This is a genomic window from Streptomyces spirodelae (assembly GCF_017676385.1).
Classification (GTDB): domain Bacteria; phylum Actinomycetota; class Actinomycetes; order Streptomycetales; family Streptomycetaceae; genus Streptomyces; species Streptomyces spirodelae.
In genome coordinates, this window is sequence record NZ_JAFFZN010000004.1 from 233,480 (window position 1) to 257,962 (window position 24,483).

The 24,483-nt window shown below is 69.6% G+C and carries 19 protein-coding genes; 13 read left to right on the top strand and 6 right to left on the bottom strand.

All coding sequences use genetic code 11. The features are described 5' to 3' along the window. Window positions 1-19 precede the first annotated feature (19 nt). From JW592_RS06910 to JW592_RS06925, 4 genes are read left to right on the top strand one after another with little or no spacing between them, the layout of a single operon-like run. The gene (locus JW592_RS06910; RefSeq protein ID WP_209264015.1) at window positions 20-979 is read left to right on the top strand and encodes an ABC transporter permease; all 960 of its coding nucleotides are present in this window, start codon (window positions 20-22) and stop codon (window positions 977-979) included. Next, window positions 976-1,881: an ABC transporter permease gene (locus JW592_RS06915; RefSeq protein ID WP_209264016.1), complete on the top strand. Its 906-nt coding sequence runs from the start codon at window positions 976-978 to the stop codon at window positions 1,879-1,881. Before JW592_RS06910 ends, JW592_RS06915 begins: the two co-directional genes overlap by 4 nt. Beyond that, window positions 1,878-3,611 (top strand): dipeptide ABC transporter ATP-binding protein, encoded by a 1,734-nt coding sequence (locus tag JW592_RS06920; RefSeq protein WP_209264017.1) that lies wholly within the window; start codon window positions 1,878-1,880, stop codon window positions 3,609-3,611. The genes JW592_RS06915 and JW592_RS06920 overlap by 4 nt, the downstream gene beginning before the upstream one ends. Further along, entirely contained in the window at window positions 3,608-4,543 is a 936-nt protein-coding gene (locus tag JW592_RS06925; protein WP_209264018.1) for an ROK family protein, read from the top strand. The genes JW592_RS06920 and JW592_RS06925 overlap by 4 nt, the downstream gene beginning before the upstream one ends. 137 nt (window positions 4,544-4,680) lie before the next feature. Here JW592_RS06925 and JW592_RS06930 read toward each other — a convergent pair whose 3' ends face one another. Further along, window positions 4,681-6,033 (bottom strand): M64 family metallopeptidase, encoded by a 1,353-nt coding sequence (locus JW592_RS06930; protein WP_209264019.1) that lies wholly within the window; start codon window positions 6,031-6,033, stop codon window positions 4,681-4,683. A 255-nt stretch (window positions 6,034-6,288) separates the two neighbouring features. On the opposite strand from JW592_RS06930, the gene JW592_RS06935 reads away from it, so the two are divergent. Beyond that, the gene (locus tag JW592_RS06935; protein ID WP_209264020.1) at window positions 6,289-7,701 is read left to right on the top strand and encodes a tetratricopeptide repeat protein; all 1,413 of its coding nucleotides are present in this window, start codon (window positions 6,289-6,291) and stop codon (window positions 7,699-7,701) included. 159 nt (window positions 7,702-7,860) lie between these two features. Here the strand turns inward: JW592_RS06935 and JW592_RS06940 are convergent, their stop codons facing one another. Together JW592_RS06940 and JW592_RS06945 are read right to left on the bottom strand one after the other, a co-directional pair. Next, window positions 7,861-9,015, bottom strand: a complete 1,155-nt coding sequence (locus JW592_RS06940) for a S1 family peptidase (protein ID WP_209264021.1) — start codon at window positions 9,013-9,015, stop codon at window positions 7,861-7,863. Between the two features lie 287 nt (window positions 9,016-9,302). After that, window positions 9,303-9,968, bottom strand: a complete 666-nt coding sequence (locus tag JW592_RS06945) for a helix-turn-helix domain-containing protein (protein WP_209264130.1) — start codon at window positions 9,966-9,968, stop codon at window positions 9,303-9,305. 67 nt (window positions 9,969-10,035) lie between these two features. Here JW592_RS06945 and JW592_RS06950 point away from each other — a divergent pair, with 67 nt between their 5' ends. Together JW592_RS06950 and JW592_RS06955 are read left to right on the top strand one after the other, a co-directional pair. Then, the gene (locus tag JW592_RS06950; RefSeq protein ID WP_209264129.1) at window positions 10,036-10,884 is read left to right on the top strand and encodes an oxidoreductase; all 849 of its coding nucleotides are present in this window, start codon (window positions 10,036-10,038) and stop codon (window positions 10,882-10,884) included. 448 nt (window positions 10,885-11,332) lie between these two features. After that, window positions 11,333-13,126 carry a carbamoyltransferase family protein gene (locus JW592_RS06955; protein WP_209264022.1) on the top strand — a complete coding sequence of 598 codons (1,794 nt, stop codon included), beginning with the start codon at window positions 11,333-11,335 and terminating at the stop codon, window positions 13,124-13,126. 706 nt (window positions 13,127-13,832) lie between these two features. On the opposite strand, the gene JW592_RS06960 is transcribed toward JW592_RS06955, so the two are convergent. Then, window positions 13,833-14,429 carry a hypothetical protein gene (locus tag JW592_RS06960; RefSeq protein WP_209264023.1) on the bottom strand — a complete coding sequence of 199 codons (597 nt, stop codon included), beginning with the start codon at window positions 14,427-14,429 and terminating at the stop codon, window positions 13,833-13,835. A 699-nt stretch (window positions 14,430-15,128) separates the two neighbouring features. Here JW592_RS06960 and JW592_RS06965 point away from each other — a divergent pair. Beyond that, the gene (locus JW592_RS06965) at window positions 15,129-16,271 is read left to right on the top strand and encodes a site-2 protease family protein (protein WP_209264024.1); all 1,143 of its coding nucleotides are present in this window, start codon (window positions 15,129-15,131) and stop codon (window positions 16,269-16,271) included. 225 nt (window positions 16,272-16,496) lie between these two features. On the opposite strand, the gene JW592_RS06970 is transcribed toward JW592_RS06965, so the two are convergent. Further along, on the bottom strand, window positions 16,497-17,366 hold the full coding sequence (locus JW592_RS06970) for a universal stress protein (RefSeq protein WP_209264025.1): 870 nt from the start codon (window positions 17,364-17,366) through the stop codon (window positions 16,497-16,499). A 332-nt stretch (window positions 17,367-17,698) separates the two neighbouring features. Between JW592_RS06970 and JW592_RS06975 the strand changes: the two genes are divergently transcribed. Continuing rightward, window positions 17,699-19,333: a sigma-70 family RNA polymerase sigma factor gene (locus JW592_RS06975; RefSeq protein ID WP_307805310.1), complete on the top strand. Its 1,635-nt coding sequence runs from the start codon at window positions 17,699-17,701 to the stop codon at window positions 19,331-19,333. A gap of 15 nt (window positions 19,334-19,348) precedes the next feature. Here the strand turns inward: JW592_RS06975 and JW592_RS06980 are convergent, their stop codons facing one another. Beyond that, entirely contained in the window at window positions 19,349-20,002 is a 654-nt protein-coding gene (locus tag JW592_RS06980; RefSeq protein WP_209264027.1) for a hypothetical protein, read from the bottom strand. Window positions 20,003-20,478: 476 nt separating this feature from the next. Here JW592_RS06980 and JW592_RS06985 point away from each other — a divergent pair, with 476 nt between their 5' ends. From JW592_RS06985 to JW592_RS07000, 4 genes are read left to right on the top strand one after another with little or no spacing between them, the layout of a single operon-like run. Beyond that, the gene (locus JW592_RS06985) at window positions 20,479-21,306 is read left to right on the top strand and encodes an IclR family transcriptional regulator (RefSeq protein WP_209264028.1); all 828 of its coding nucleotides are present in this window, start codon (window positions 20,479-20,481) and stop codon (window positions 21,304-21,306) included. A 1-nt stretch (window position 21,307) separates the two neighbouring features. Next, window positions 21,308-22,591, top strand: coding sequence for an ABC transporter substrate-binding protein (locus JW592_RS06990; protein WP_209264029.1), 1,284 nt, complete (start codon window positions 21,308-21,310; stop codon window positions 22,589-22,591). Further along, entirely contained in the window at window positions 22,588-23,553 is a 966-nt protein-coding gene (locus tag JW592_RS06995; protein WP_209264030.1) for a carbohydrate ABC transporter permease, read from the top strand. The genes JW592_RS06990 and JW592_RS06995 overlap by 4 nt, the downstream gene beginning before the upstream one ends. Continuing rightward, window positions 23,550-24,458, top strand: a complete 909-nt coding sequence (locus JW592_RS07000) for a carbohydrate ABC transporter permease (protein ID WP_209264031.1) — start codon at window positions 23,550-23,552, stop codon at window positions 24,456-24,458. The genes JW592_RS06995 and JW592_RS07000 overlap by 4 nt, the downstream gene beginning before the upstream one ends. Window positions 24,459-24,483: the final 25 nt, after the last annotated feature.

The window sequence follows — 24,483 nt, forward strand, 5'->3', positions numbered from 1 at the left end:
GACAGCGACCGGAACCCACATGAGCACTCCCACATATCTGATCAGGCGGGTCCTGCAGGCCGTCGCGGTCATCCTGATCGTGACAATCGTGGTCTTCGCCCTGCTGCACGCCCTGCCCGGGGGGCCCGCCCGCGGAATCCTCGGCCCGCAGGCCACCGCGCAGCAGATCGCGGCCTTCGACCACGAGCAGGGCCTCGACAAACCCCTTCCCGTGCAATACCTCTACTACCTGGGGCAGCTGGCACACGGTGACCTCGGCACCTCGTACACCCTCAACGAGCCGGTGTCGCAGCTCATCACCGAACGCCTGCCGAAGACCCTGCTGCTGACCGTCCTGTCGGCGATCGTCGGCCTGCTGCTCGCCGTGCCGCTGGGCATGTGGCAGGCCGTGCGGCGCAACAAGCCGGTCGACTACATCATCACCACGCTGAGCTTCATCGCCTACTCCACGCCTGTGTACTTCCTCGGACTGATCCTGGTGCTGGTCTTCAGCCAGGCGCTACCGTGGTTCCCCTCCCAGGCCCCGCAGGGGCACACGCTGGGGCAGGTGCTCTCCGACCCGCAGGGACTGGTGCTGCCGATCGCCGCGGGCGCCGCCTCCATGGTCGCGGTCTTCAGCCGCTACATGCGTGCCGCGACCCTGGAGAACCTCTCCGAGGACTACGTCAGGACGGCGCGGGCTGGCGGCTCCCGGTCCCGCGCCATCCTGTGGCGGCACGTGTTCCGCAATTCGCTGACCCCGGTGGTCGCCATGCTCGGCTACTACGTGCCGGTGCTGTTCGGTGGCGCCCTCGTCGTCGAACAGCTCTTCAACTACCCGGGCATGGGCCTGCTCTTCTGGACCGCCGCGCAGTCCTCCGACTACCCGGTGCTGCTCGGCTGCGTACTGATCATCTCGGTCGCCACGGTGACCGGCACGCTGATCGCCGACATCGTCCAGCGGATCATCGACCCCCGAGTGAAGGCAGGCCGGTCATGAGCACTGTCATACCGCCGGGCCGGGCCCCTGGCACGGCCACCCCCGCGAAGTCCGCCGCGGCGTCGGGCACGCGGCTCGCCGTCCGCCGGTTCCTGCGCAACCGGCTCGCGGTCGTCGGCCTCGGCGTCTTGGTCTTCTTCGTCCTGTTCTGCTTCGCGGGCCCGCTGGTGTACTCCACCGACCAGACCCACACCCTGCTCCACCAGGTCAACCTGGCCCCCAGCGGCGCACACTGGCTGGGCACCGACGCCGTCGGCCACGACGAACTCGGCCGGCTGATGTACGGCGGCAAGGTGTCACTGATCGTCGGCCTCGCCGCCGGCGTCCTGGCCACGGTCATCGGCACCCTGTGGGGCGCCGCCGCCGGCTACGCGGGCGGCTGGATCGACGCGGTCATGATGCGGGTCGTGGACGCCGGTATCGCCATTCCCGCGCTCTTCATCCTGCTGGTGGTCTCCGCCATCACCACGCCGGACCTGGGCGGCCTCGTCATCATCCTCGGCTTCGTCTCCTGGCTGGTGCCCTCGCGGCTGGTCCGCGCCGAGACACTGACCCTGAAGAACCGCGACTACATCCTGACGCTGCGCGCCATCGGCGGCACCCACGCCAGAGCCATCACCCGGCACATCCTGCCCAACTCGGTCTCCACCATCGTCGTCGCGGCCACTTTCCAGATCGCCGACGCCATCCTGCTGGTCGCCTACGTCTCCTACCTGGGCCTGGGCGTCCAGCCGCCGGCCACCGACTGGGGCGGCATGCTGTCGGCCGGCCTCACCGCCGCCTACTCCGGCTACTGGTGGCTCATCCTGCCGCCCGGCCTCGCCATCATCCTGGTGGTGTGGGCGTTCAACGCGATCGGGGACGGACTCCGCGACGCATTCGACGTGAGGGGACGCGGATGACCGCCGACCACAGCCCCGCCGCACCGGCGGCCGGGCCCATCCTCCGACTCGACGACCTCGGCGTCGTCTTCACCACCCAGTCCGGCGAGGTGCCCGCCGCCAGCGGCGTGTCCCTCTCCGTCGACCCCGGCGAGACGCTCGCCCTCGTCGGCGAGTCCGGCTCCGGCAAGTCAACCGTCGCGCTCGCCGCGATGGGCCTGCTCGCCGGCAACGCCCGCGCCACCGGAAGCGCCACCGTCGCCGGCACCGAGGTCGTCGGCGCGGGCGAGGCCGCACTGGCGGGTCTGCGCGGCCGGACCGTATCGATGGTCTTCCAGGAGCCGGCCACAGCGCTGGACCCGCTGACCCGCGTCGGGAAGCAGATCGCCGAAGTCATCCGCAACCACCGCGAGATCTCCGCCAAGGACGCGGCCGCGCAGGCCGTCGAACTCCTGGGCCGGGTCGGTATCCCCGAGCCGGACAAGCGGGCGTCCGCCTACCCCTTCCAGCTCTCCGGCGGGCAGCGCCAGCGCGTCGTCATTGCCATGGCCATCGCCAACAAGCCCGCGCTGCTGATCGCCGACGAGCCCACCACCGCGCTGGACGTCACCGTCCAGGCAGAGATCCTCGACCTGCTGCGCCGCCTCGCTGCCGAGACCGGTACCGGCGTACTGCTGGTCACCCACAACATGGGCGTTGTCGCGGACTTCGCCGACCGGGTCGCCGTGATGTACCGAGGCGAAATCGTGGAGACCGGCCCCGTCGAGGACGTACTGCTGCGCCCCTCCCACGAGTACACCCGGCGACTGCTGGCCGCGGTGCCGCGCCTCTCGGTCGCGGGGGAGGGCGTACCGGAGACGGCACGGGTCGCCACACCCGCCACACACTCGGCCCCGGCCTCAGCCCCCGCCGAGCCGGTCGTCGAACTCGACGACGTCTCCGTCGTCTTCGGGCGCGGCAGGGGCGCCGTTCGCGCCCTGGACGGTGTCTCCCTCACCGTGCGCCACGGCGAGACCCTCGGACTGGTCGGCGAGTCGGGCTCCGGCAAGTCGACCGCCTCCCGGGTCGCACTCGGTCTGATCAGGCCGACCCGGGGCACCGTCTCGCTGTTCGGCACCGACCTGGCCCGCACCCGGTCCAGGGCCCGCCGGGCGCTGCGGTCCGGTATCGGCGTGGTGCTGCAGGACCCGGTGGCTTCACTGGACGCCAGGATGACGGTCGGCGAGTGCGTCGCCGAACCCCTCAGGGTGCACCGCCGCGCGCTCTCCACCCGGGAGCGCCAGGAGCGGGTCGCCGCCGTCCTGGACCGGGTGAGGCTGCCGCGCGACGTGGCCCGGAGGGCTCCCCGGGAGCTGTCCGGCGGGCAGCGCCAGCGCGTCAGCCTCGCCCGCGCCCTGGTGCTGGAGCCCCGGCTCCTCGTCGCCGACGAACCCACCAGCGCGCTCGATGTCAGCGTGCAGGAAGCCGTCCTCGAAGTGATCTCCGAGCTCCAGGCCGAGCTGGGCTTCGCCTGCCTCTTCGTCTCCCACGACCTGGCCGTCGTCCAGCACTTCGCGCAGCGCGTCGCGGTGATGCGGGCCGGCCGTGTCGAAGAGCAGGGCGACACCGGCACGACGCTGCTGCGGCCGGAGACCGCCTACACGCGCAGACTGCTGGCCGCCGTGCCGGTACCGGACCCGGTGGTGCAGCGCAGCCGCAGAGCCGAACGCCTGACCACCCTGGCCGCGGGTCGGACGGAGGCGACGGCTTGACGTCCCACGACCGAACCCTCTTCGCGGGGGTCGACATCGGCGGCACCACCACGCAGGTGGTGCTCTGCGACGAGGACCTGACCGTCCTGGACCGGGCCGGAACGGCGACCCCGGCCGCCGACGGCGGCCGCGCCATGGTCGACAAGGCGCTCGGCGCGCTGGGCCCGCTGCTGGAGCGCACCCCCGGACAGCTCGCCGGCGTCGGCGCCGGTGCGGCCGGCGTCGTCGACTCCGAGGCCGGGCGCATCCTGGTGGCCAGCGACTCCTTCACCGGCTGGGCGGGCTTCGCGGTCGCCGACGCCGTTCACGAGGCACTTGGCGTCCCGGCCTACCTGGACAACGACGTCAACGCATTCCTGTACGGGGAGGTGTACGGCGGCGCCGTGCGCGGCGAGCCCGACGTCCTCGGCATCACTCTGGGCACCGGTGTCGGCGGGGCGCTGTGGGCCGGCGGCGCGCTGTTCGCCGGGCCGCACGGCGCAGCGGGCGAGATCGGGCACATCCCCGGCTTCGGCGACCTGCCGTGCACCTGCGGCGGCCGGGGCCACCTGGAGACGCTCGCCTCCGGGCGTTCGCTGTGCGCCCGGTACGCCGAACGCACCGGCCGCCGGCTGACGGCACGCGAGATCGCCGAGGCCGCAGGGCACGGGGACGGCGAAGCGCTCGCGGTGTACCGGGCCGCCGCAAACGGCATCGCCCGGGCCATCGTGATGACGGCGGGCGTCGTCGACGTCACCACAGTGGTGATCGGCGGCGGCGTCACCGGCTCCTGGCCGCTGCTGGAGCCACTGGTACGGGAGGCGCTCGCCGCCGAGCCGCCGGTCAGCGGCCACCCGGTCCGGGTGGTACGGGCAGCGCTGGGTGCCGACGCGATCCCGGTGGGCGCGGCGGCCAGGGCCCGCCGCGAACTGACCGCAGGCGCCCTGGTCTGAGACCTCCGAAGCGGTGGGGGAGCGGTGCTCTGTACGCGGGGCGCCATTCCCGGCGGCTCGGCCCGCCCCCGCCGGGCCTGGCACTGCCGGGTCCGCCGGGGGTTGGGAAGCGGCCGCCGAGCCGTAGGGGACCTGCCTCAGCGCTTGACGCTCCACTGGAGTGTGCCGTTCAGCAGCTTGCGCAGCCGGGGGTCGCGGACCGCGTCGGTCGGATTCGTCACGCGTACGGTCACGGTGTGCGCACGACCGTCGTCCGGGACTCCGAGGGTGCCGGGGGTGACGGAACGTTCGCCACGGACCTTGCGGGCTTCGCCGCCGTCGACCAGCCAGCGCACCCGCGCCTCGTCGGATGCCTCGATACGTATGCGCTTCGCGCCGCGCAGCTGTCGGTCGGTCGGGGTTGTGCTGGAGACGGCCGGCGCGTGCTTGTGGAAGCCCGCGATCATGGCCTCGCGCCCGGGGAGATTGAACTCCCGGCCCAGCGTGCGCATGATCGAGTTCTCCGTGGGCCGGTTGACGCCGCGGGCACAGCAGCCGCCACCCTCGTATGTGCCCACGGTGCCGCCGTCCGGTGAGGTCTGGCCGAGCCAGCGGTGCCACTTGGTCTGTCGGGCGGCCATCTCCTCGGCGCTGAGCGTGGAGAGGTTGGGCTCGCCCGGCTCCGGGCCGGTGTGTTCGTTCTCGCTGTACCAGTACTCGTCCGCCAGTTTGCCGAACGAGTGGCCCGACTCGTGTACGACGAGCTGTACGGCGTCGGCGTTGTCGGACGAGGCGGTGGCGATACCGTCGTATCCGGACGGCGAGGAGATGTCGTTGTAGCCGGCGCCGCCGTATTTGGTGGAATTGCTCAGGACGATGACGAGGTCGGGGTCGGCGGCCTTGCTCGCGTACGCCTCGACCTTGTTCTCGTCGACGCACAGCAGCCGCTCCATGCCGTCGCAGAAGAAGTACGAACCCAGGGCGGTGTCCTTACGGACATCGCTGGTCGGGTCGCCGGAGACGCCGGAGTCCTTCGAGTGCGCGTCGACGGCCCAGACATTGAAGAGGTCCTTGTACTGGGCGTACGGCTCGACCTTGGCGACCTGTGCCCAGTTGCGGCGCACGTCGGCGTGGAAGTCGTTCTGCTGGTCGGCGGTGTAGCCGTCGCCGATGAAGACGACGTCGACCTTGGCGTTGCTCGGTCCGGCTTTCTTGATCGGTACGACGTCGCCGTCATCCTTGATCTTGCTGTGCTGCTTCTTGGTGAGTGGCGCTGAGGTGGGGATGCGGGCGTGGTGGGGGTGGCTGCCGGGGCCGTTGAAGTATTCGACTTCGACGTGGTCGCTGGAAGGGGAGCCGGTGCGGTCCTTGTCGGCTCGCGCTGGTGAGGTGCTGCCGCTCCAGCTCTGGCTCGCTGCTACCGGTGCTGTGGCGGCGAGCGCCGCCGCGACGGCGATGGCGGCGGCCACGGTCAGCCGTGTTCGGGATCTGCGGGGTGTGTGTCCGGGCATGGGGGGCCTCCGTGAGCTGCGCGGGCCTGTCAGCGGTCCGCGCAGTAACTGGGGGGATAAGTGCGTTTAACGCAGCGATTAACATAGGCGTGGCCGAAGTCCGGGGCAACGGTCCGGCATAAGGTGGCTGTGCGTACGGCGAGTTCGCGCCACCCGCACTCGCGTCCTTCGCTGCGGTCGTGCGGTCGGTCTTCGAAGGACAGGGACGTTCGAAGGGCAGGAGCGTTCGACGGACGTGGACGGACGGTGACTCAAATGCCGGGGAAACCGCGGGAGGCAGAAGTGGCCGGGAACGGAACTGCCGGCGTACGGCCTGATGAGCCCACCGCCATCGGACGACGGGTTCTGCGCCTGCGGACCGAGCGCGGCCTCACCCAACGGCAGTTGGCCGAGCCCGCGTACACGCCCGCCTACATCTCCACACTGGAATCGGGCAAGGTGCGCCCCTCGGAGGCGGCCCTGCGGCATATGGCGGAACGGCTCGGCACCACCCCCGAGGAACTCGCCACGGGCCGTCCGGCGCACCTCGCGGCTGATCTGCGGCTGCGGCTGGCCGATGCGCGGCACGCCCTCGCCACCGGAGCCCCCGAGGACGCGGCCACGCTCTTTCGAGCCCTGCGGGCCGAGGCCGTCGAGCACAGGCTTCCCGCCGAGGAGGCGAGCGCTCTCCTCGGCCTGGGCGACTGCCTGCTCGAATCCGGAGACCTCGCCGAGGCGCGCGAGTGCTTCGGCGCCGCCGAGCGGTTGCTGGCCGACGAGCCGCTGACCCGCCGGGTGCCCGCCGTGCGCGGACGCGCCGCCGCCCACCGACTCAGCGGGGAACTCCGCTACGCCTGCTATCTGTTGGAGACCACCGTCGACCAGCTCAACGCTTCCGGTCTGCACGACCCCGACTCGCTGCTGCTCCTCTACACGGCGTCCATCGCGCCCTACCTGGACATGGGCGCACGGACGCGGGCCGGGCGCGCCGCCGAGCTGGCGCTCGCGCTCGCACCGCGGGTGGACGACCCGGCTCTGCTCGCCGGAATGCACCGCGGCGTGGCCCGCACGCTCATCGCTCAGGGCCGCATCACCGAGGCCGACTCCTCACTCGCCAAGGCCCAAGAGCTCTACCAGCAACTGCACATCCGCACCGACCTCGCCCACTGCCACTGGATGCGCGGCTATGTACACGCCCAGCACGGCGACCTGGAACGCGCGGAGAGCGAACTGTGCACCGCCCGCGCCATGCTCGACTCGAAGCGGGCCGCGCTCTTCACGGAACAGGTCGAGGTCGAACTGGCGGACGTGCTGCGCCGCCGTGGCAAGGTGCAGGAGGCGGAGGAACTGCTGCGGCCGCTGCTCACCGCCGGAGAGCAGGACACCGGAGCCCTGCGCCCCGGTCGCGGTGCGGTGCACGCGGGTGCCGCACACCGGCTACTCGGTCTGATCGAAGAGCAGCGCGGTGACGACCCGGCCGCCGAGGAGCACTACCGCGCGGCCCTCCCGCTGCTCGAACACGCCGATGCCGCCGGTGACGTCGCCGACCTGTGCCGGCTCCTCGGCGATCTGCTCCGCCGTACCGGACGCGTGGATGAGGCCCTGGACACCTATCGCACCGGCCTCGGCCACCGGGCCACGCCCGGCACGACCACACTGGGACCCGCACCGGCCGGCCCGCCTATGTGAGTGCCGGGGTGAGGGCTCGGGGAAGCCATGGTGGGCTTCCCCGCGGCTGTTCGACCTGGGTGGCGAGAGCCTCTCTCCGCCGGCCCCGTGACGGTCCGATGGGCGACCGTCACAGGGCAAGGACCACCGTCGAATCGGAACGCTGGGGGAGTACGGAGGTCAGGCCGTGTGCAGGGTCAGGCCGTATCGATTGAGGATTTCATTGATGGGCTGGTACCAGGTCTCGCCCCCGCTCGAGCAGTTGCCCCAGCCGCCGGAGGTGACACCCTGGGCCTGGTCGCCGCTGATGAACGAGCCGCCCGAGTCGCCGCCTTCGGCGCATACGCTCGTCTTGGTCATCTGATGGACGGCGCCCTGGCTGTAGTTGACGGTCTCGTTCTTGGCGAGCACGGTGCCGCAGTGCCAGTGGGTGGTCGAGCCCGAGCGGCAGATGGAGGCGCCGACCGGGGCCTCGGCCGAGCCGCGGACGAGTTGGTCCGAGACCGTGCCCCAGCCCAGCACGACCGGAACGGTCCACCAGCCGTTGCCGACGTCGACCCACGCGTAGTCGTTGCCCGGGAACGAGGAGCCCTGGAAGTTCCCGATGCGCGTGCGGTCCCAGCCGCTGACCGACTGACCGGCGCCGCCGCAGTGGCCAGCCGTGACGAAACCGCCGTGCACCGAGAAGCCGATGGAGCAGCGGACGTTGCCGGTGTAGTACGGGTCGCCACCGACCGTGCCGGCTGCCAGGGTCGCAGGGGTGGGGTCCGTCGTCCGCACCGTCAGCGGGCCTGCCTTGCGTGCCCGGGCGAGGAACTTCTTGACATCGTTGTCGGATTGCAGATCGGTGCGGACCTCGACGACGATCCGGTTGGTCTTCCAGTCGGCACGCCAACTGGTCACACCGGTGGGTGCGTCGAGTCGATCGATGCGCTTTTTGACGGCGTCGAGCTGCCCCGCACTGCGGTCGACCAGTTCAACGGCCGCGCCGGTTGCGCGCACGGCCGCGGCCTTCTTCCGGTCGGCCACCGCGACGGTCAGCTGCCGGTTCTTCGGGGTGAACCAGGAGCCCGCGTAGGCGGCACCGGCTGCTCGCCGGGCCTTCTTCTCGATGGCGGTCGCACGCTTCTCCGCGGCCAGCCGGGATTCGGCCTGCTGTTTGCTGATGCCGAAGTCCCGCTGCATGGCGGCGAGTACGCCGTCGGATGCGGGGGCCTTCTGCTCGGCCTTCGGTTGCGCACCTGCTGCTGTGGACGGGAGCAGACCGGCTGTCACGAGTGCGCCGCTGAGCAGCAGCGCGGACAGCAGGGCATGGGGCGTTCTGGTGCGTCTCATGGATCGGCCTTTCGTTGTTCCAGCAGTGTGGGGGTGGAACAGCAAAGCCGGGGAGCAGTCCCTGGACATGCCGCTGCGCACATTAACGGCGGAGCATTGGCAGGTCCATACCAATCACCCGGGGGAAGTGCGCACCAGCACAGCGCGGAATGGACCGAAAAGTACCTCACGACCCATGAGCCCAGGCCGGCAACCCGACCGAGCGCGGAGCCATGGGCCTCTACAACAGCGAGCTCGGCCGGCGCATCAGGCGTGCAGACCGCCGAAGTGCCGCGACCCCTGTGGTTTCAGTGGGGTAGGCCCAGCTCGCCTGCGCGCAGCCCGGCCTGGAAGCGGGAGTCGGCGTCGAGTTCGGCCATCAGCTCGGCCACACGCCGCCGGTAGGTACGCAATGAGACGCCGAGCCGTCTTGCCGCTGATTCGTCGGTCAGGCCCGAACCGAGGGCCTTGAGGATCATTCGCACGTCGGCATCGAGGTGCGGGACGTCGCTGCGCAGATAGGTTTCGAGATCGACGGCGGTGTCCCAGATCGCCCGGAACAGCGAGTGAACGCCGTCGACCAGGATCTGCGACGTCGTCACGGTGTACTCGCGGCCAGTGGGGGTCTCCTGGCCGGCAAGGATCATCACCCGGCGGTCGATGAGGATGGTTTCGTACGGCAGCGGCGAACGGCTGATCCGGACGAGAGCGCCCTTGCTCCGCACCAGCCACAGATGCGCGCGGGCCTCCTCGTCGGCGAGTGCCACCGGACTGAGCAGCTTCTGAGGGGTGAAGTCAGCGTGATCCGCAGCGCGCATCCGGTTCCGGACCGCGGCCCTGGCCTCCGGTTGCGACCAGGTCTTCAGGTCCCGGGCGGCGCACAGGAACTCGGTCCGCGCGGACTCGAAGAGATGACCTGCGCGCGCGGTCAGCTCTGCGTCTCCTCGTACTGAAAACACCTCTTCGTTCCGCATCCCGCCAGTCTGGCAGCAAGCTGCCAGGAGCTCGCTGCTCGCCGTGGCGGCGGACACCATGAGCGTCATGACGATCAAGACTTTCTCCCTCGGCGGAGAGCTGACGATCAACCGGCTCGGCTTCGGCGCCATGCGCCTGGCGATGGGCACCTTCGCCGGTCCGACGCGAGATCCCGAGACGGGCGTCGCGGTGCTCCGCAGGGCTGTGGAGCTGGGCGTGAACCACATCGACACGGCCGGCTTCTACGGCAGGGACGGGGTGTGGGCCAACGAGCTGATCCGTACGGCATTGGTCCCTTACCGTGACGACCTGGTGATCGCGACGAAGGTGGGGCCGTTGCCCGGACCGAACGGTGTGCCGAGCAGGCAGGCGACGGCTGATCAGCTGCGCGGCCTGGTCGAGACAGATCTGCGCTCTCTTGGTCTCAACCGGCTCGATCTGGTCTATCTGCGGGTCGGCGGGATGACCGGACCGGGTGGCGAGTCGATCGCCGAACGGTTCGCGGTGCTGGCCGAGCTCCGCGCGGAGGGGCTGATCCGGCACCTGGGTGTCAGTAATGTCGACGCCGCCCAACTGGCGGAGGCCCGGGGGATCGCGCCCGTCGCGGCAGTGCAGAACCGGCACACCGGTGACCCGGGGCTGCTGCCCGCGTGTGAGGAAGCGGGGATCGCGTATGCGCCGTACTTTCCGCTCGGCGGCGGCGTCGGCAGCAGCCCGCTCGACGCCGAACGGCTGGGCAAGGTCGCGGCACGCCTCGGCGCGACCACCGCGCAGGTCGCGATTGCCTGGCTGTTGGCGGAATCGCCGTCGGTGCTGGCGATTCCGGGCACCGGCTCTCTCGATCATCTGGAGGAGAACCTCGCGGCGAACGATCTCGATCTCCGTGACGAGGACTTGTCCGACCTGCGAGGCTGACTGGTCGGCTCTGGAAGCCGCCTTGGCCGCCATGCCCGTTGCCGCCGCCCGCCCGATCACCCCGACCGCCACCGGTTGCAGAAGGCAGCCCGGGGCCACAAGGCCGAGCACCGGCTTCGGGCGCCCGCAGATCGTGTTGCACCCGGCCGGGTGGGCCGCTGGCTGAACGCGGCCAACGCGCGCGACCCGGCCGTCGCGCCGGGCCCCAGGGCGGCCGACCAGCTCGGCATCCACACCGCGGGCCCGGACACCCGGGTGCGGCTGGACGAGCGGTGGTTCACCGTCGTGGGCGCTGACGGCCGGCCCGGACCAATGGCGGCATCAGGATGGCTCTCCCGAAAACCGGCAGCCACGCGTTGCTCGTGTGCCACTTCTATCGCTCAAGTGCCCACGCACAGTACGGTGTTGACCCGTTGCCTGCTGCCTGGCTCGGGGAGGCTGGGAGACAGTGATAGTGCTCGGGTACAACGGTTTCACCAGGGGCGCGGAGCTCTTCGGGCGCCTGTACGGGTCGACGGGCGTCGGGCGCAACCTCCTGGTGGGGCACGATGCCGCGGCCGCTGTGGTGATCGACGGTGAACTGGTCGCGGCTGTCGAGGAGGAGCGGCTCAGCCGGGTGAAGAAGACCTCGGACTTCCCGGCGCAGGCGATCGAGTGGTGCCTGGAGGCCGCCGGTGTCACGCTCGACCAAGTGGATGTCGTCGCCTTCCCCTGGCGCTTCTCGCCCGCCGTGGCCGAGGAGATGATCGCGGGGATATCCAGTGCCGACATGCCGGTCACCGCGAAGTTCGACGCGCTGCGCCGCGCGGGCGAGGCTTACACCGGCATGCTCAGCCGCGAAGCCGTCCACGGCGACTTCGTCGAGCGCACCGGCCATCCGCTGGATCCCAACAAGCTGGCGCTGGTGCCGCATCACCTGGCCCATCTCATGTGCGGCGCGTATCTGGCGGGCAGCACGGACGCCGCTTTCGTGGTGAGCGACGGCCGCGCCGAAACCCTGTCCTCCGTGATGGGTGAGCTGCGCGGCGGCGTCGTCCGTCTCTTCGACGAGTGCACTGTTCCCCTGTCCAGCTCGCTGGGCGTGGCCTACGGGCGGATCACCCGCTACCTGGGATTCGTGCCCAACAACGACGAGTACAAGGTGATGGGGCTCGCCGCATACGGCCCGCCGCCGCAGCACAACCCACTCCTCGAGCGCGTGGTGCGGCTGCACGAGAGCGGTTCGTACACCATCTCCATCCCCCAGGACGTCCCGGCCTACTTCGCGCTCTTCGACAGCCTCTTCGGCGGCGACAGCGAGAAGCGCGAGGAGTTCGACTTCCGGGTCGAGGTCGCCGGAATGGCACAGCACATGGTCGAGGCCGTCACCGCACACCAGCTGCGGGCCCTGACCGCTGCCTCCGGCCTGGACCACCTGCTCTTCGAGGGCGGGCTGGCGCTCAACTGCGTAGCCAACACGAAGATGCTGGAGAGGTCTTCGTTCACCGGCATGGACGTCAGCTTCGGAGCCAGCGACCCCGGTGTCGCCATCGGTGCGGCCGTGTACACCGCCGGCCTGCGAAACCGGCCCGCTGACGCCGTCACCACGCCCTACCTGGGGCCCTCATACAGCGAGAGCCAGGTGCTGGACGCCCTGGCGGAGTACGAGGACCGCGTCGAGTGGCAGCAGGAGCCCGACGCCACCGCGCTCGCCCACCGGACGGCCGAACTGCTGGCCGACCGGAACGTCGTGGGCTGGTTCCAGGGCCGCGCCGAGTTCGGACCGCGTGCCCTGGGCAACCGCAGCATCCTCGCCAACCCGGCCTTCCCCGACATCAAGGACATCATCAATCTGCGGGTGAAACACCGGGAGCCCTTCCGCCCGTTCGCTCCCGTCGTCCTGGAATCCGAGGCACCGCGTGTGTTCGAGATGGGCAAGAAGACCTCGTCGCCCTACATGACGTTCGTCTTCCCCGTGCGTCAGGAGTACCGAGAGCTGATCCCCGGCGCCTGCCACGTGGACGGCACGGCGCGAATCCAGACCATCGACGAGCGGCAGAACCCCGTGCTCGCGGAGCTGCTGCGCGTCTTCTTGGCACGGACGGACGTGCCGTGTCTGCTCAACACGTCCTTCAACGTGGCCGGCGAGCCCATCGTCTGCTCACCCCGGGACGCACTGGAGTGCTTCCTCGCCACAGAGATCGACCATCTGGTCCTCGACCGCTTCGTGGTCACCAAGAAGGGTGAGGGTGCCCTGCCGTAACAGCGCGCACCGGGCCGGTACCGTCGACAGCTCGTCCTGCCCGCACGATACGGCCTCCCATCGGCGCCGTCCGAGTGGCGGGGGCCGGGCGGGTGAAGAGGCTGCTGCACACAGGCGGTCGGGACCGGGTGCGGCCCGCCAGCTGTCGGCGCCCCTGCCGGCGCTGTTGTCGTAGGACACCCCGGCGAAGGTCAGCCCGTCCTCCTCATGTACACAGTTGACGCTCATGTCGACGTCATCGGCAATGCGGATCATGACGCCCGTGTGCTCCTCGGGCTCCTCTCCTCCCGGCACGTCGGACATCTTGTCGATCCGGACATGGCGCCCCCGGTCCCTGCCCGACGTGACGCGTCCCACCACGCCGAAACAGCGGGCGGAGCCCGCATACTTCGGACCGACCCCCTCGCCCCCCGACAGGGCCCTCTGGGTGGAGGACTGGGCCGGTGTCGAGGAAGCCCTCGAACGCGATGGCCTCACGGTCGACTGGTGCCAGGCGTGCTGATGGCCGAGGCCGGTGACGAGGCTGGCGGTGGTGGCCGTGGCCGCATGCGGCCCTCTGCCAGGTCCTGACCGGCCGCCGGCGTCGGGCATCCAGAGGTCCACGCAGCCGCCGGGGCCCCGGCCTCGCCACGCCGGGCAGGTTTACGGAGAAGACACGTGCGGCACCGGGCTCTTTGCGCCCGACCGCGGGTTTCCGTGACAGGCTTCAGTCCTCGCCCCAAGCAGTTACCACGAAGGTCACCTTCCCCGCATCCGGCGAGATGTCCTCGACTCGCAGCAACTCGACGGCGTGGTTCTGGTCGTAGGGGTGGGTCAGGCAGAACTGCTGCCCTGCCTTGAGCTCGGAGAGCGGAATGCCGGCGTTGATCTCGGGCACTTCCTGGCTCTTGACGAGGGCGTTGCAGCTGCGTCCGTCCTGCTTCCCGGAAACCTGGTATGCCGCATTGACGCTGTCGTGCGGATCGAGGAAGCTCAGCTTCGCCTGACCGCTCTTTCCCCCGCACGGAGCAACCGACAGGTCCGGGTTGGTGTATCTCAGTTCGAACCCGCCTTCCACCAGCTTCGGAGAGGTCCCGTCGAGAGACGCGTAGACGGTGCCGCAGTCACCGTCGTCCGACTCTCCGCCCATCGTGAGCGAGGCGTCCTTGTACCGCACGGGCTCTGTTGCGCTCGGCGAGCCGGAGGGTGAGCTCGTACTCGTCCTGGAAGGCGGCGCGGGCTCGGGCCTGTCGTTCTCGCTCGAGCAGGCAGTGGTGAGGGCCGTGGCCAGGAGCCCGGCCATGATCCAGGTTGTCGTTCGCATGGCCCAGAGAGTGTCACCGCGCTCGGACAGCAACAAGCGCAATGAGTGCCAACTTTCCCTGCCCTCAGTGTATTTGCATGAACTCGCCTCATCGTCGGGGGCTCAAGAGGGCCGCCGTCGCCGACTACGGACCGGAAGGCATGCCGCGCAACGCCGAGTGCCCCGGTCCGACCCGCGCTCCCGGCGCATCAGGTACGGCAGACCGAACCTCCCGGCCGATGCCGGGACGCATGCCTCCAGCAGCAGTGCTCCCTTTGCGCCGAGCGTGGCGGGAAGCCATCGGGTAACCCACTGCTGCTCACCCATCCGGAGTACCGGCAGACGCCGGGCGCGTCCACACCACCGCCCGGCACAGGGGAACGCCCAGCGGAGCGAGGTGTCCCGCTCCCCGGCCCCAGCCCGAGAAGCGGGGGCAGCGCGCTCAGCGGGGACCACCGCGTTTTGCGTCTCCTCCGACGCGTGCGCCCCCACCCGCGCGGCGTCACCGGGCCGTGCCGCAGCGGGGGTTTGCGGGTGCCGTTGAGCACCGCTCCGCGCATTCTGGCCACAGGGCGTCGTTCTGCCGCCTCCACGCCCGGCCCGGCGGTGCACCGGGATGCGGGACCGCCGGCGCCTGCGAGCAGTGCCGGCCCTGCGGAGGTACATGACCGGCGCGCGGCGCGAACACAGCATCGGACACGCCGAGCCAGGGAGACGGACGTGCGGGCAACTCTTCCACTGGGACGGATCGCCGGGGTGCGGATCGGCGTTCACTGGAGCGTCCTGCTTGTTTTCGCCCTCGTCGCATGGATCCTGGCCAGGAGCCGCTTCCCGCAGGTCGATCCCGGCCGTGCCGAGGCACTGTACTGGGTGATCGCGCTGGGCACAGCCGTACTCTTCTTCAGCTCGCTCCTCGCCCACGAACTGGCGCACGCGGTCGTTGCCCGACGCAACGACGTGCCGGTGGAGGACATCACGCTGTGGCTGCTGGGCGGTTTGGCACGGCTCAAGTCCGAAGCGTCGCAGCCCGGAGCGGAACTGCGAATCGCGGGCGTCGGCCCCCTGGTCAGTCTCCTGCTCGGAGTGGGCTTCGGGCTCTGCTCCTGGCTCGTCCACCTCCTGGGTGCTCCCCGGCTCGTGGTGGAGGCGGTGGCGTGGCTGGCGGTCATCAACGTGCTGCTCGCCCTCTTCAACGCCATTCCCGCCGCGCCGCTGGACGGTGGCCGTCTGCTGCGGGCCGTCCTGTGGTGGCGTACCGGGGACCGGCTGCGGGCGGCGATCGGGGCCACCCTGGCCGGACGTGCGTTCGGCTGGCTGCTCATCGTCGGAGGGCTGCTGCTCTTTCTGGCGACCAGGGTCTTCGACGGGCTCTGGCTGGCGCTGATCGGCTGGTTCCTGCTCTCTGCCGCGACCGCGGAAGGCCGGCAGGCGCAGCTCCGCAGCACTCTGGCGGGAGTTCCCGTACGCAGGGCCATGACGGAACAGCCCGTCACGGTATCCGCCGAGCTGACCGTCTCGGGGTTCCTCTCGGACGCCAGGTACCGCTACCGGCACTCGGCCTTCCCCGTGGTGGACCCGGTGGGCGAGGCGGTCGGTCTGATGACTCTGGAGCGGGCTCAGCATGTCCGAACGGACCAGCGGGAAACGACCGAGGTCGGGGAGGTGATGCTGCCACTGGCAGAGGCCGTCACCGTAGCCCCGGACGACTTGCTCCCGGACCTGCTGCCCCGGATGGAGTCCGGCGCGGAGCACCGGGCGATCGTGCTGGACGGCGGCCGGGTCGTCGGCATCGTCGCGCCCAGCGACATCGCCCGGACGCTGAACTGGCTGATGCCCCCACAGCCGCGCTGGGGGAGCAGGTGACGGGCCGGACGTCTGGTGATCCATCCCTCCCATTTCCCGGTGCTTCCCGGTGTCCTCAAGCGCAGGCCGATCGGGTGGCGGCACCAGCTCTCCTCATCCACTGCGCGCAGGTGACTGCGCAGCGTGACACAGGTCGCGGGGGAGCGGCCCCAGCGTGGCTCCTGCGGCGGTTCACGCCCGCGCCAGCGGCCTCGCACCGGGGGCCGGTGGCCGGCGAGCCGCCGGTCAGCGATGGGGCACGACGGCGACAGGACAGGCCGCCTGGTGCAGTGCCGTGTGGCTGACCCGGCCCAGCTGCAAGCCGAACTGGCCCTCTCGCCGCGTGGCGCCGACAACCAGCAGATCCGCCTCGGACGAGGGCCCGAGGAGAACCCGGTGGGCCGGCCCTTCCACGGACGCACGTCGCACAGGCACCGTCGGGTGCTCCGGCGTCGTCGCCTCCAGTACCTCGTCCAGGACGCCGACCGCCTGATCCCCGTATGTTCTTGCGCCGGAGTCCAGTGCGCCCAGAGAGTCCGTGGGGTGCTGAGGACTGCGCCAGGCCCGCACGGCCACCAGTTCGCACCCGCGGGCTTCGGCCTCACGCAGGGCGAAGCGCACAGCAGTGGCGCCCTCGTCCGCCTCTCCCACACCGACGACGACCCTGTGGCCCATGCCCCGGATGTTGGACTGCTCACCGCGTGTGACGACGACCGGGCAGTGGGCGCGCCCCGCGACCGCCAGGCTCACCGAGCCCAGCAAGCGCTCTTTGACTCTTCCGCGTCCTGAGGAGCCGCACACGACCGCGGACGCCTCCCGCGATTCCTCGACGAGCGCGGTGGCCGCCTCATCCGCCACGGTCACCGCACTGACCTGCAAGTCCGCGGAGAGTTGCTGGGCACGCTGCTTCGAGGAGGCGATGATGTGCTGCGCCGCGACCTCCTCAGCCGGTCGTTCAGTGGTGAACGAAGGCAGCGCGCCCTCGTAGCGCTCCCACAGCGACGCGTAGACGATGCGCAGCGGCAGCCGGCGCCGTGTCGCCTCTTCCACCGCCCAGTCCAGGGCAGTCAGGCTGCCGTCCGATCCATCGACGCCCACCACCAGCGGACCCTTCATGTCCCTCACTCTCCTCACCGGATGCCGGGCGGACACCGGCTCGCCGTCGTCCCCTCATCCACCATCCCCCGCCGTCTGCGTCTCGGCATGTCAAAGGCCGGAGGCTCCGCGCTCTCCGACAGATCCGCGAAGGCGGTCCGGCAGGTGCTTCCACCGGATATCTGCCTGCCCGCCGAAGGAAGGCAGCCGATCCGCACACCCCTTCGAGCCCTACCGGCCGCCCCCGGGCCGTACGGAGCCGGGAGCCGTTTTCTGTTATGACGGCCCCCGGCCCGAAGTCTCCTCTTGTGTCGGACAGAGAATGTCGTGACTCGGAAGGGAAGTGGACGGGCGTGGCAGCGACAGGGGAAGCCGACCGTGCGGTGGTCGAGGCGGCACAGCGCGGTGTGGTGTGGGCACAGGATGAGCTGGTCAGCTCTCATCTGCCCCTGGTGTACAACATCGTCGGCCGGGCGCTGAACGGGCATGCCGACGTCGATGACGTCGTACAGGAGACGATGCTCCGTGCGCTGCGCGGTCTCGGCTCGCTGAAGGACCCGCTCGGCTTCCGGTCCTGGCTGGTGGCCATCACGATGAACCAGGTCCGCACCTACTGGTCCGCGCAGCAAGCCGCACCGGCCGATCTCGGTCTGCACGACGCCCACGAGGTGGCCGATCCCGGCGCGGACTTCGTGGATCTGACGATCGTCCGTCTCGGACTGGAAGGCCAACGGCGAGAGGTGGCGCAGGCCACCCGCTGGCTCGACACCGACGACCGTGCGCTCCTGTCGCTGTGGTGGCTGGAGGCCGCGGGCGAGCTGAGCCGGGCGGAGGTGGCCGCCGCTCTGGAACTGTCGCCGCAGCACACGGGGGTGCGTGTGCAGCGGATGAAGGCGCAGTTGGAGACCGCCCGCCTGGTGGTGCGTGCGCTGTCCGCCGTACCGCCGTGTGCTCGCCTCGACCAGGTGACGGACAACTGGGACGGGCGCCCCTCTGCGCTGTGGCGCAAGCGCATCGCACGGCACGTCCGTGAGTGCGGCGTGTGCTCGGGATACCAGGTCGGGCTGGTACCCGCTGAAGGGCTGCTGGTGGGCCTGGGCCTGGTGCCCGTGGGTGCTGCGCTGACCGGCGCAGGGATTGTGGCCTCCCTCTACGGCGCTGCGGACCCCGTCGCGTTCTCGGCGTTCAGCGCCTCCGGCGACACGGCCACGCTCTCCGGGCACGGCGCCGGCTCCGCCGCACAGCTGGCGGTGGTCGGCACCGGCTCGCACAGTCGGCGCCGCCGCCGCGAACGAGAACGTATACGCAGGCGACGCCGGACCACCGGGCTGGCCGCCGCGATCGCCACGCTGCTCGCGAGCGGAACCATCGGGGTCATGAACGGGCTGACGCCGGACGAGGACGGGCACCGGGACACGACGCGGTCCGCGGCCGACCCCGAATCCGCGACATCCTCTTCGCCGCCGGCCTCGACCGCGCCGTCGCCGGAGAAGTCCCACTCACCCCGGCCGCGTGAGACGCACAAGAAGCCGAAGCCCAAGCCCAGGCCGACTCCGCCGAAGACGAAGAAGGCTCCGCCCCGCCCCGAGCGGACACCCACGCCGACCGTCGAACGGGCCGATACGCCCGTCGGGCAGGTCCTGGCGCTTGCCAACGCGGAGCGGGCCAAGGCGGGGTGCCGCCCCTTGAAGTCCGACGACCGCCTCACCCGTGCCGCGCAGCTGCACAGTGAGGACATGTCGGCGAACAACTACTTCGACCACACGAGCCAGGACGGCCGCAGCTTCAGCGACCGGGCCAAGGCCCAGGGATACCGGACACCCGGGGCCGAGAACATCGCCCGGGGACAGGCATCACCCGAGGACGTGATGGCAGCGTGGATGAAATCGGAGGGCCACCGTGCCAACATACTCAACTGCGACCTGACCACCATGGGTCTCGGACTGGCCGAGGGCGATCGGACCTGGACCCAGCTGTTCGGCTTCTGAGCTGTAAGGCGGCGCTCACTGTCGGCCGGCACCGGCCGCTGCACCGGCACCGGCACCGGCCCCTGGGCCGGGGCGCGCGGAGTGGTCACCACCGGAGCCGTAGCGTTCGGCGCGCAGCAGCTTGCGGTGGCGGCTGCGGCGGACGGCGGTGACGAGGACGATGACGGCGCAGACGATGACCCCGAGAACGGGGAGAGCGATGGCCAACATCAGCCAGCCCGTAAACGTGACAAGCCCTTCGGGCTCCCCGAAGGCGTAGCGGGAGAGTGCTTGGGACGAGCAGGTGACCGAGTAGTCGCCTGCTCGCGGCACATCGATGGTGTAGAGCGCCGTCCAGCTCTCGTCACGGGTGAGGAACACCTCGAGTCCCGGATCGGTGAGGCTCGGGGAGCCCGGACCGGTGATGTCGCACTCCGGGCCAGGCGACCGGCCCGGGTACTTGACCCAGATCGTCTTCTCGCTCTCCGGCTCGAGCCGCAGGGTGACGGTGTCGCCGTTGGCGAACTGGTTGTGGGTGTCCACCGCGTCGATCGCATCGTTGAACCGGTACACACCGAGGGCGGCGCCCAGAGTGATCAGTACGACGGCGATCGCGGCCGCCGTCACATACCAGTGACGGCCGGGCCGCAGTTCGTTCGCCGGTATCCGCGGTGGTGGGAAGGGCTGCATCGGCCAATCCTAGACCGCCCTCGCTGCGCGGCCGGCGCGGCCGTTGGAACCGTGCGCGGCCTTCACCGGCGACAGCCTGGGCGGCCTGGTGCGCCCACGACCTCGCCGTGCTCGCCTGCCCATGACGAAGCGCTGCCTCCAGGTGCCGGTGCGTTTGGAGCGGGGTCCGCTCGAGCCCTCTCGTGACCATGAGCCTCGGCCAGGCCCCACGCGTGGAACCTGGTCCACCCCGGTCGGCGAGGCCGCGACCTGCGAGTTCGCTTCCCTCTTCTCCGCCGCCTGCGCGGAGTCGAGCACCGCACGGGACAGGACGAGCACCCGCAAAGACGCCACCGTCGCGGCGCCACTGAATGGAGTGGGCCGCACGAATGTGGGCGCAGCTTGCACCAACCATTGACACCCCTGACCGGTGACATTAGTTTCCCTCCCATTCATCGAACATATGACCCGCTCATCGGGTCGGCATGGGGGTGGAAATGAGTGAGGAGCACCATCAGTCGGGATCCGCTGATCTGGGTCGCCGGCCGGGGACGCTCGAGCGCGGACTCGCGATCCTGGAACTCCTGGGCACCGAGCGTTCGCTGAGCGCGGCGCAGGTCGCGGAGCGGCTGGATCTCTCCCGCAGCGCCACGTACCGGATCCTCGGAACGCTGCGGCAACGCGGCTATGTGGACTGGGACGGCAACGCGGACGACATCGTGCTCGGGCAGCGCACCGTCACCCTCGGTATGGCCGCACTGAGCGGCTTCGATCCGTTCCTGGCGGCGCAGGCACACCTGCGGGATCTGTCACGGGAGTTGTCCGAGGCCGCGCTCATGGCCGTACGTGACGGCGACCAGATGGTGTACATCGCGCACGAGGACGTCACCGACCACTCCATCGCGGTCCGCAGGCTGCTGGGAGTGCGCCGTGACCTCCACAGCACCTCGCTGGGTAAGGCGTATCTGGCCGCTCTGCCGCTCGACGAGGCCGACGCTCTGGTCGACCGGATTCCCTTGCCCGCCTACACCCCGACCACGCTCACCGACCCGGCTCGGCTGCGCGCGGAGCTGGACGAGACCCGCGCCCGGGGGTTCTCGATCGACGACAGCGAGAACGAGCCCGACGTGCTGTGCTTCGGGGCGCCGATCCGTGACGAGCGCGGGTGGCCACTGTGTGCGATCAGCGTTGCCGGTCCGCGGGAGCGGATGCTCGGCAAACAGGACATGGCAGCTCAGCGCGTTGCTGAGGTGGCACTGGCGATATCCCGCCGGCTGGGCTTCGTGGGACAAGCCAATGCCGTTGATTTCGGAGGTAGTTCCTGACATGAGATCTCCACGCATATCGCTCACGGTCGCCTCCGCAGCGATCGTCCTCCTCGCCTCCTGTGCGCCCGGCAGCAGTTCGGACGGCAGCAAGACCAAGCAGGCCGACGACAAGAAGCTGACGTACCTCTACTTCACCGACGGCCCGGACGAGCAGGCGACCCGCGACCTGATCGACCAGTTCGAGAAGAAGACCGGCGCCAAGGTCAATCTGCAGATCGTCCCCTTCGACAACCTCGAACAGCGGCTGCAGGCACGGCTGTCGGGGAACAACGCGCCGGACGTGGCCCGGCTGACCGACATCACCCCCTTCCGCGCAGATCTCCTCGACCTGAACAAGTTCCAGAAAGGCGCCCTGGGCGGGAAGTTCCTCAAAGGCGCCGATGCCTACGTCACGGGGAAGGGCGGCGAACTGCTCGCCGTGCCCAGCGACCTCACGATGAACGGCCCGCTGATCAACGTCGACCAGTTCAAAAAGGCCGGCGTGCCCCTCCCGGACCCGAAGAAACCCTGGAACTGGGACGAGATGGTCAAGGACGCCAAGAAGGTACAGGCCGCGAACAAGACCCAGAACGCCATTGCCATGGACGTCTCCGGGCACCGCTTCTCGACCATGCTCAGCCAGTACGGCACCGACTTCTTCGACAAGACAGGTAAGAAGCCGGCGATGGACACGGGGAAGGCGACAGCTGCGGTGAAGCGTTTCGCCGAACTCAATGCCTCCGGGACGATGCCCAAGGACCTGTGGCTGCAGGCCGGCACGAAATACAAGGCCGCCAACGAGATCTTCCTCGCTCAGCAGACCCCGGTGTACCTCAGCGGCAACTGGCAGGTCAGCGCATTCGCCAAGGGCGCCAAGTTCAGCTGGGCCGCCGCACCGAACCCCTGCCGGAAGACGTGCGGCGGTTTCCCGGGCGGCAAGTTCATGGCCTCGTTCAAGCAGAGCAAGCACCAGAAGCTGGCCGCGGAGTTCATCGCCTTCATGAATTCCGAGAAGTCCCAGGAGAAGCTGGCCAAGGAGGCGAACTTCCTGCCCACTCGCAAGGATCTGATCTCCTCCGGAGTGAAGTATCCGGTGCGCGACGCCGACATGCAGACCTTCCTCGACGACGTGAAGCGCACCCCGCAGGCGGCCTACGGCAGCGCCTACAGCCCGGCCTTCGGTGCCACCGCCGACGCGTCCGTCAAGGAACTGGCCAAGGTGCTCGCCGGCGACAGCTCACCCAAGGAGGCGGTCGAGGCGATCCGGGCGGCAGCACAAAAGGCGCTCAAGGACGCCCAGTGACCTCGACGGCCCGTATGGCGCCCCGGCGCACGGTCGGCCCCGCCGTGCCGCAGTCGGGCCACCGCAAGTCCGTCAACCGCCGCAGGTCCGTCAAGCCGTGGAACCAGCGGGTGGCGCCCTATCTGTTCGTCCTGCCCAACATGCTGATCTTCGGTCTGTTCGTCATCTATCCGGCGATCAACAACTTCAACATCAGCATGTACGACAGCGGCAACGGGCGGGACTTCACCTACGTCGGCGGCGGCAACTACCAGGGGATGCTCAGCGAGGCCGAGTTCTGGAGCGCGGCTCGGCACACCGTGGTCTTCGCCGTGTTCTTCGTGACGCTCACCACCGTCGTGTCGATCGGACTCGCCCTGCTGCTCAACCAGAGGATCAAGGGTCGGGCCTTCTTCCGCACCGTGTTCTTCCTCCCGGTCGTGATATCGCCGGTCGTGGTGGGGCTGATCTGGGGGTGGATCTTCGAGCGGAAGAACGGGCTGCTCAACTCGCTGCTCGGCGCCGCCGGTCTGGGCCAGCCCGGCTGGCTCGTGAACAGCACCCTGGCCATGGCTGTGGTGATCTTCGTCGGCCTCTGGCTGCACGTCGGCTTCTACGTCCTCATCGTCCTGGCCGGCTTGCAGGGCATCGACTCCACCTATTACGAAGCCGCCCGGATGGACGGCGCCTCGGGCTGGCAGCAGTTGCGGCTCATCACGCTGCCGCTGCTGCGGCCGACCACGATGGTCGTGGTCATTCTCAGCCTCATCAACGGGTTCCAGGCGTTCGACTACATCTGGACGCTCACCGGCGGCGGCCCGGTCGGCGGGACCACGCTCATGGTCCAGTACATCTACGAGCACGCCTTCCAGTCTCCCGTCCAGTACGGCAGCGCGGCGGCAGCGGCCGTGGTCCTCTTCTGCGCAGTGTTCGCGCTGACGGTGATCAACTACCTCTACAACCAGCGGAAGGAGTCAGCATGAGCCTGACGGCCCTCCGCGGCTCCCGTGACACCCCTGACGCTCGCGGCACTCGTGGCACCCGACGGTGGACTTCGATCGGCGACGGTCCCACCCCGACGGCGGGGCGCGTCCTGGCCTACGCCGTGTTGATCGGCCTGTCCATCGTGGTTCTGGCGCCTGTCGTGTGGGCGGTGCTGTCGTCCTTCAAATCGCAGAGCGAACTCGCCCAGGTGCCCCCGTCGCCGCTGCCCTCCTCGCTGCGCACGGAGAACTACACCGGGGCGCTGAGCTCCTTCGACTTCGCGCTCTACCTCAAGAACAGCGTCATCGTGACGGTGGGGGCGACGCTGCTCACCGTCGTCATCAACACGATGTGCGCCTATGGCCTGGCCAAATACAACTTCCGCGGCCGGAACCTGCTGTTCCTGGTCGTCCTCGGCACGATCATGATCCCGCTTCAGCTGATCTTTATTCCGGTCTACCAGATGGCCGCGCAGCTGGGGCTGGTGAACTCGCTGTGGGGACTGATCATCCCGCCCGCCGCCACCCCGACCGGGGTGTTCCTGCTGCGCCAGTACATGCTCACCATCCCCGACGAACTCATCGCCGCGGCCCGGATCGACGGCGCCGGAGAGTTCCGCATCTTCACCCGGATCGTGGTACCGCTGAGCGGTGCGGCCATCGCCGTCGTGACGATCTTCTCGGTGATGTGGCGGTGGAACGACTTCCTCTGGCCGCTGATCATCAGCCAGGACCAGTCGAAGTACACGCTGCCCGTTGCCCTGGCCCAGTTCAACAGCCAGCTCGTCGCACCGTTCAACTACATCCTGGCCATGTCCGTGGTCAGCATGCTCCCCGTCGTGATCATCTTCCTGGTGCTGCAGCGCCACATCGTCCGCGGCATCGCCAGCACCGGCCTGAAGTAGCCCGTCGCCCAGTACTGGCAACGAA

What these genes read in the sequence shown, in the direction of transcription:
- JW592_RS06970 (WP_209264025.1), bottom strand. Translation starts at nt 17,366, where the DNA reads ATGAAGGGTCCGCTGGTGGTGGGCGTCGATGGATCGGACGGCAGCCTG.
- JW592_RS07000 (WP_209264031.1), top strand. Translation starts at nt 23,550, where the DNA reads ATGAGCCTGACGGCCCTCCGCGGCTCCCGTGACACCCCTGACGCTCGC.
- JW592_RS06990 (WP_209264029.1), top strand. Translation starts at nt 21,308, where the DNA reads ATGAGATCTCCACGCATATCGCTCACGGTCGCCTCCGCAGCGATCGTC.
- JW592_RS06950 (WP_209264129.1), top strand. Translation starts at nt 10,036, where the DNA reads ATGACGATCAAGACTTTCTCCCTCGGCGGAGAGCTGACGATCAACCGG.
- JW592_RS06910 (WP_209264015.1), top strand. Translation starts at nt 20, where the DNA reads ATGAGCACTCCCACATATCTGATCAGGCGGGTCCTGCAGGCCGTCGCG.
- JW592_RS06920 (WP_209264017.1), top strand. Translation starts at nt 1,878, where the DNA reads ATGACCGCCGACCACAGCCCCGCCGCACCGGCGGCCGGGCCCATCCTC.
- JW592_RS06960 (WP_209264023.1), bottom strand. Translation starts at nt 14,429, where the DNA reads ATGCGAACGACAACCTGGATCATGGCCGGGCTCCTGGCCACGGCCCTC.
- JW592_RS06915 (WP_209264016.1), top strand. Translation starts at nt 976, where the DNA reads ATGAGCACTGTCATACCGCCGGGCCGGGCCCCTGGCACGGCCACCCCC.
- JW592_RS06940 (WP_209264021.1), bottom strand. Translation starts at nt 9,015, where the DNA reads ATGAGACGCACCAGAACGCCCCATGCCCTGCTGTCCGCGCTGCTGCTC.
- JW592_RS06935 (WP_209264020.1), top strand. Translation starts at nt 6,289, where the DNA reads ATGCCGGGGAAACCGCGGGAGGCAGAAGTGGCCGGGAACGGAACTGCC.
- JW592_RS06945 (WP_209264130.1), bottom strand. Translation starts at nt 9,968, where the DNA reads ATGCGGAACGAAGAGGTGTTTTCAGTACGAGGAGACGCAGAGCTGACC.
- JW592_RS06985 (WP_209264028.1), top strand. Translation starts at nt 20,479, where the DNA reads ATGAGTGAGGAGCACCATCAGTCGGGATCCGCTGATCTGGGTCGCCGG.
- JW592_RS06980 (WP_209264027.1), bottom strand. Translation starts at nt 20,002, where the DNA reads ATGCAGCCCTTCCCACCACCGCGGATACCGGCGAACGAACTGCGGCCC.
- JW592_RS06930 (WP_209264019.1), bottom strand. Translation starts at nt 6,033, where the DNA reads ATGCCCGGACACACACCCCGCAGATCCCGAACACGGCTGACCGTGGCC.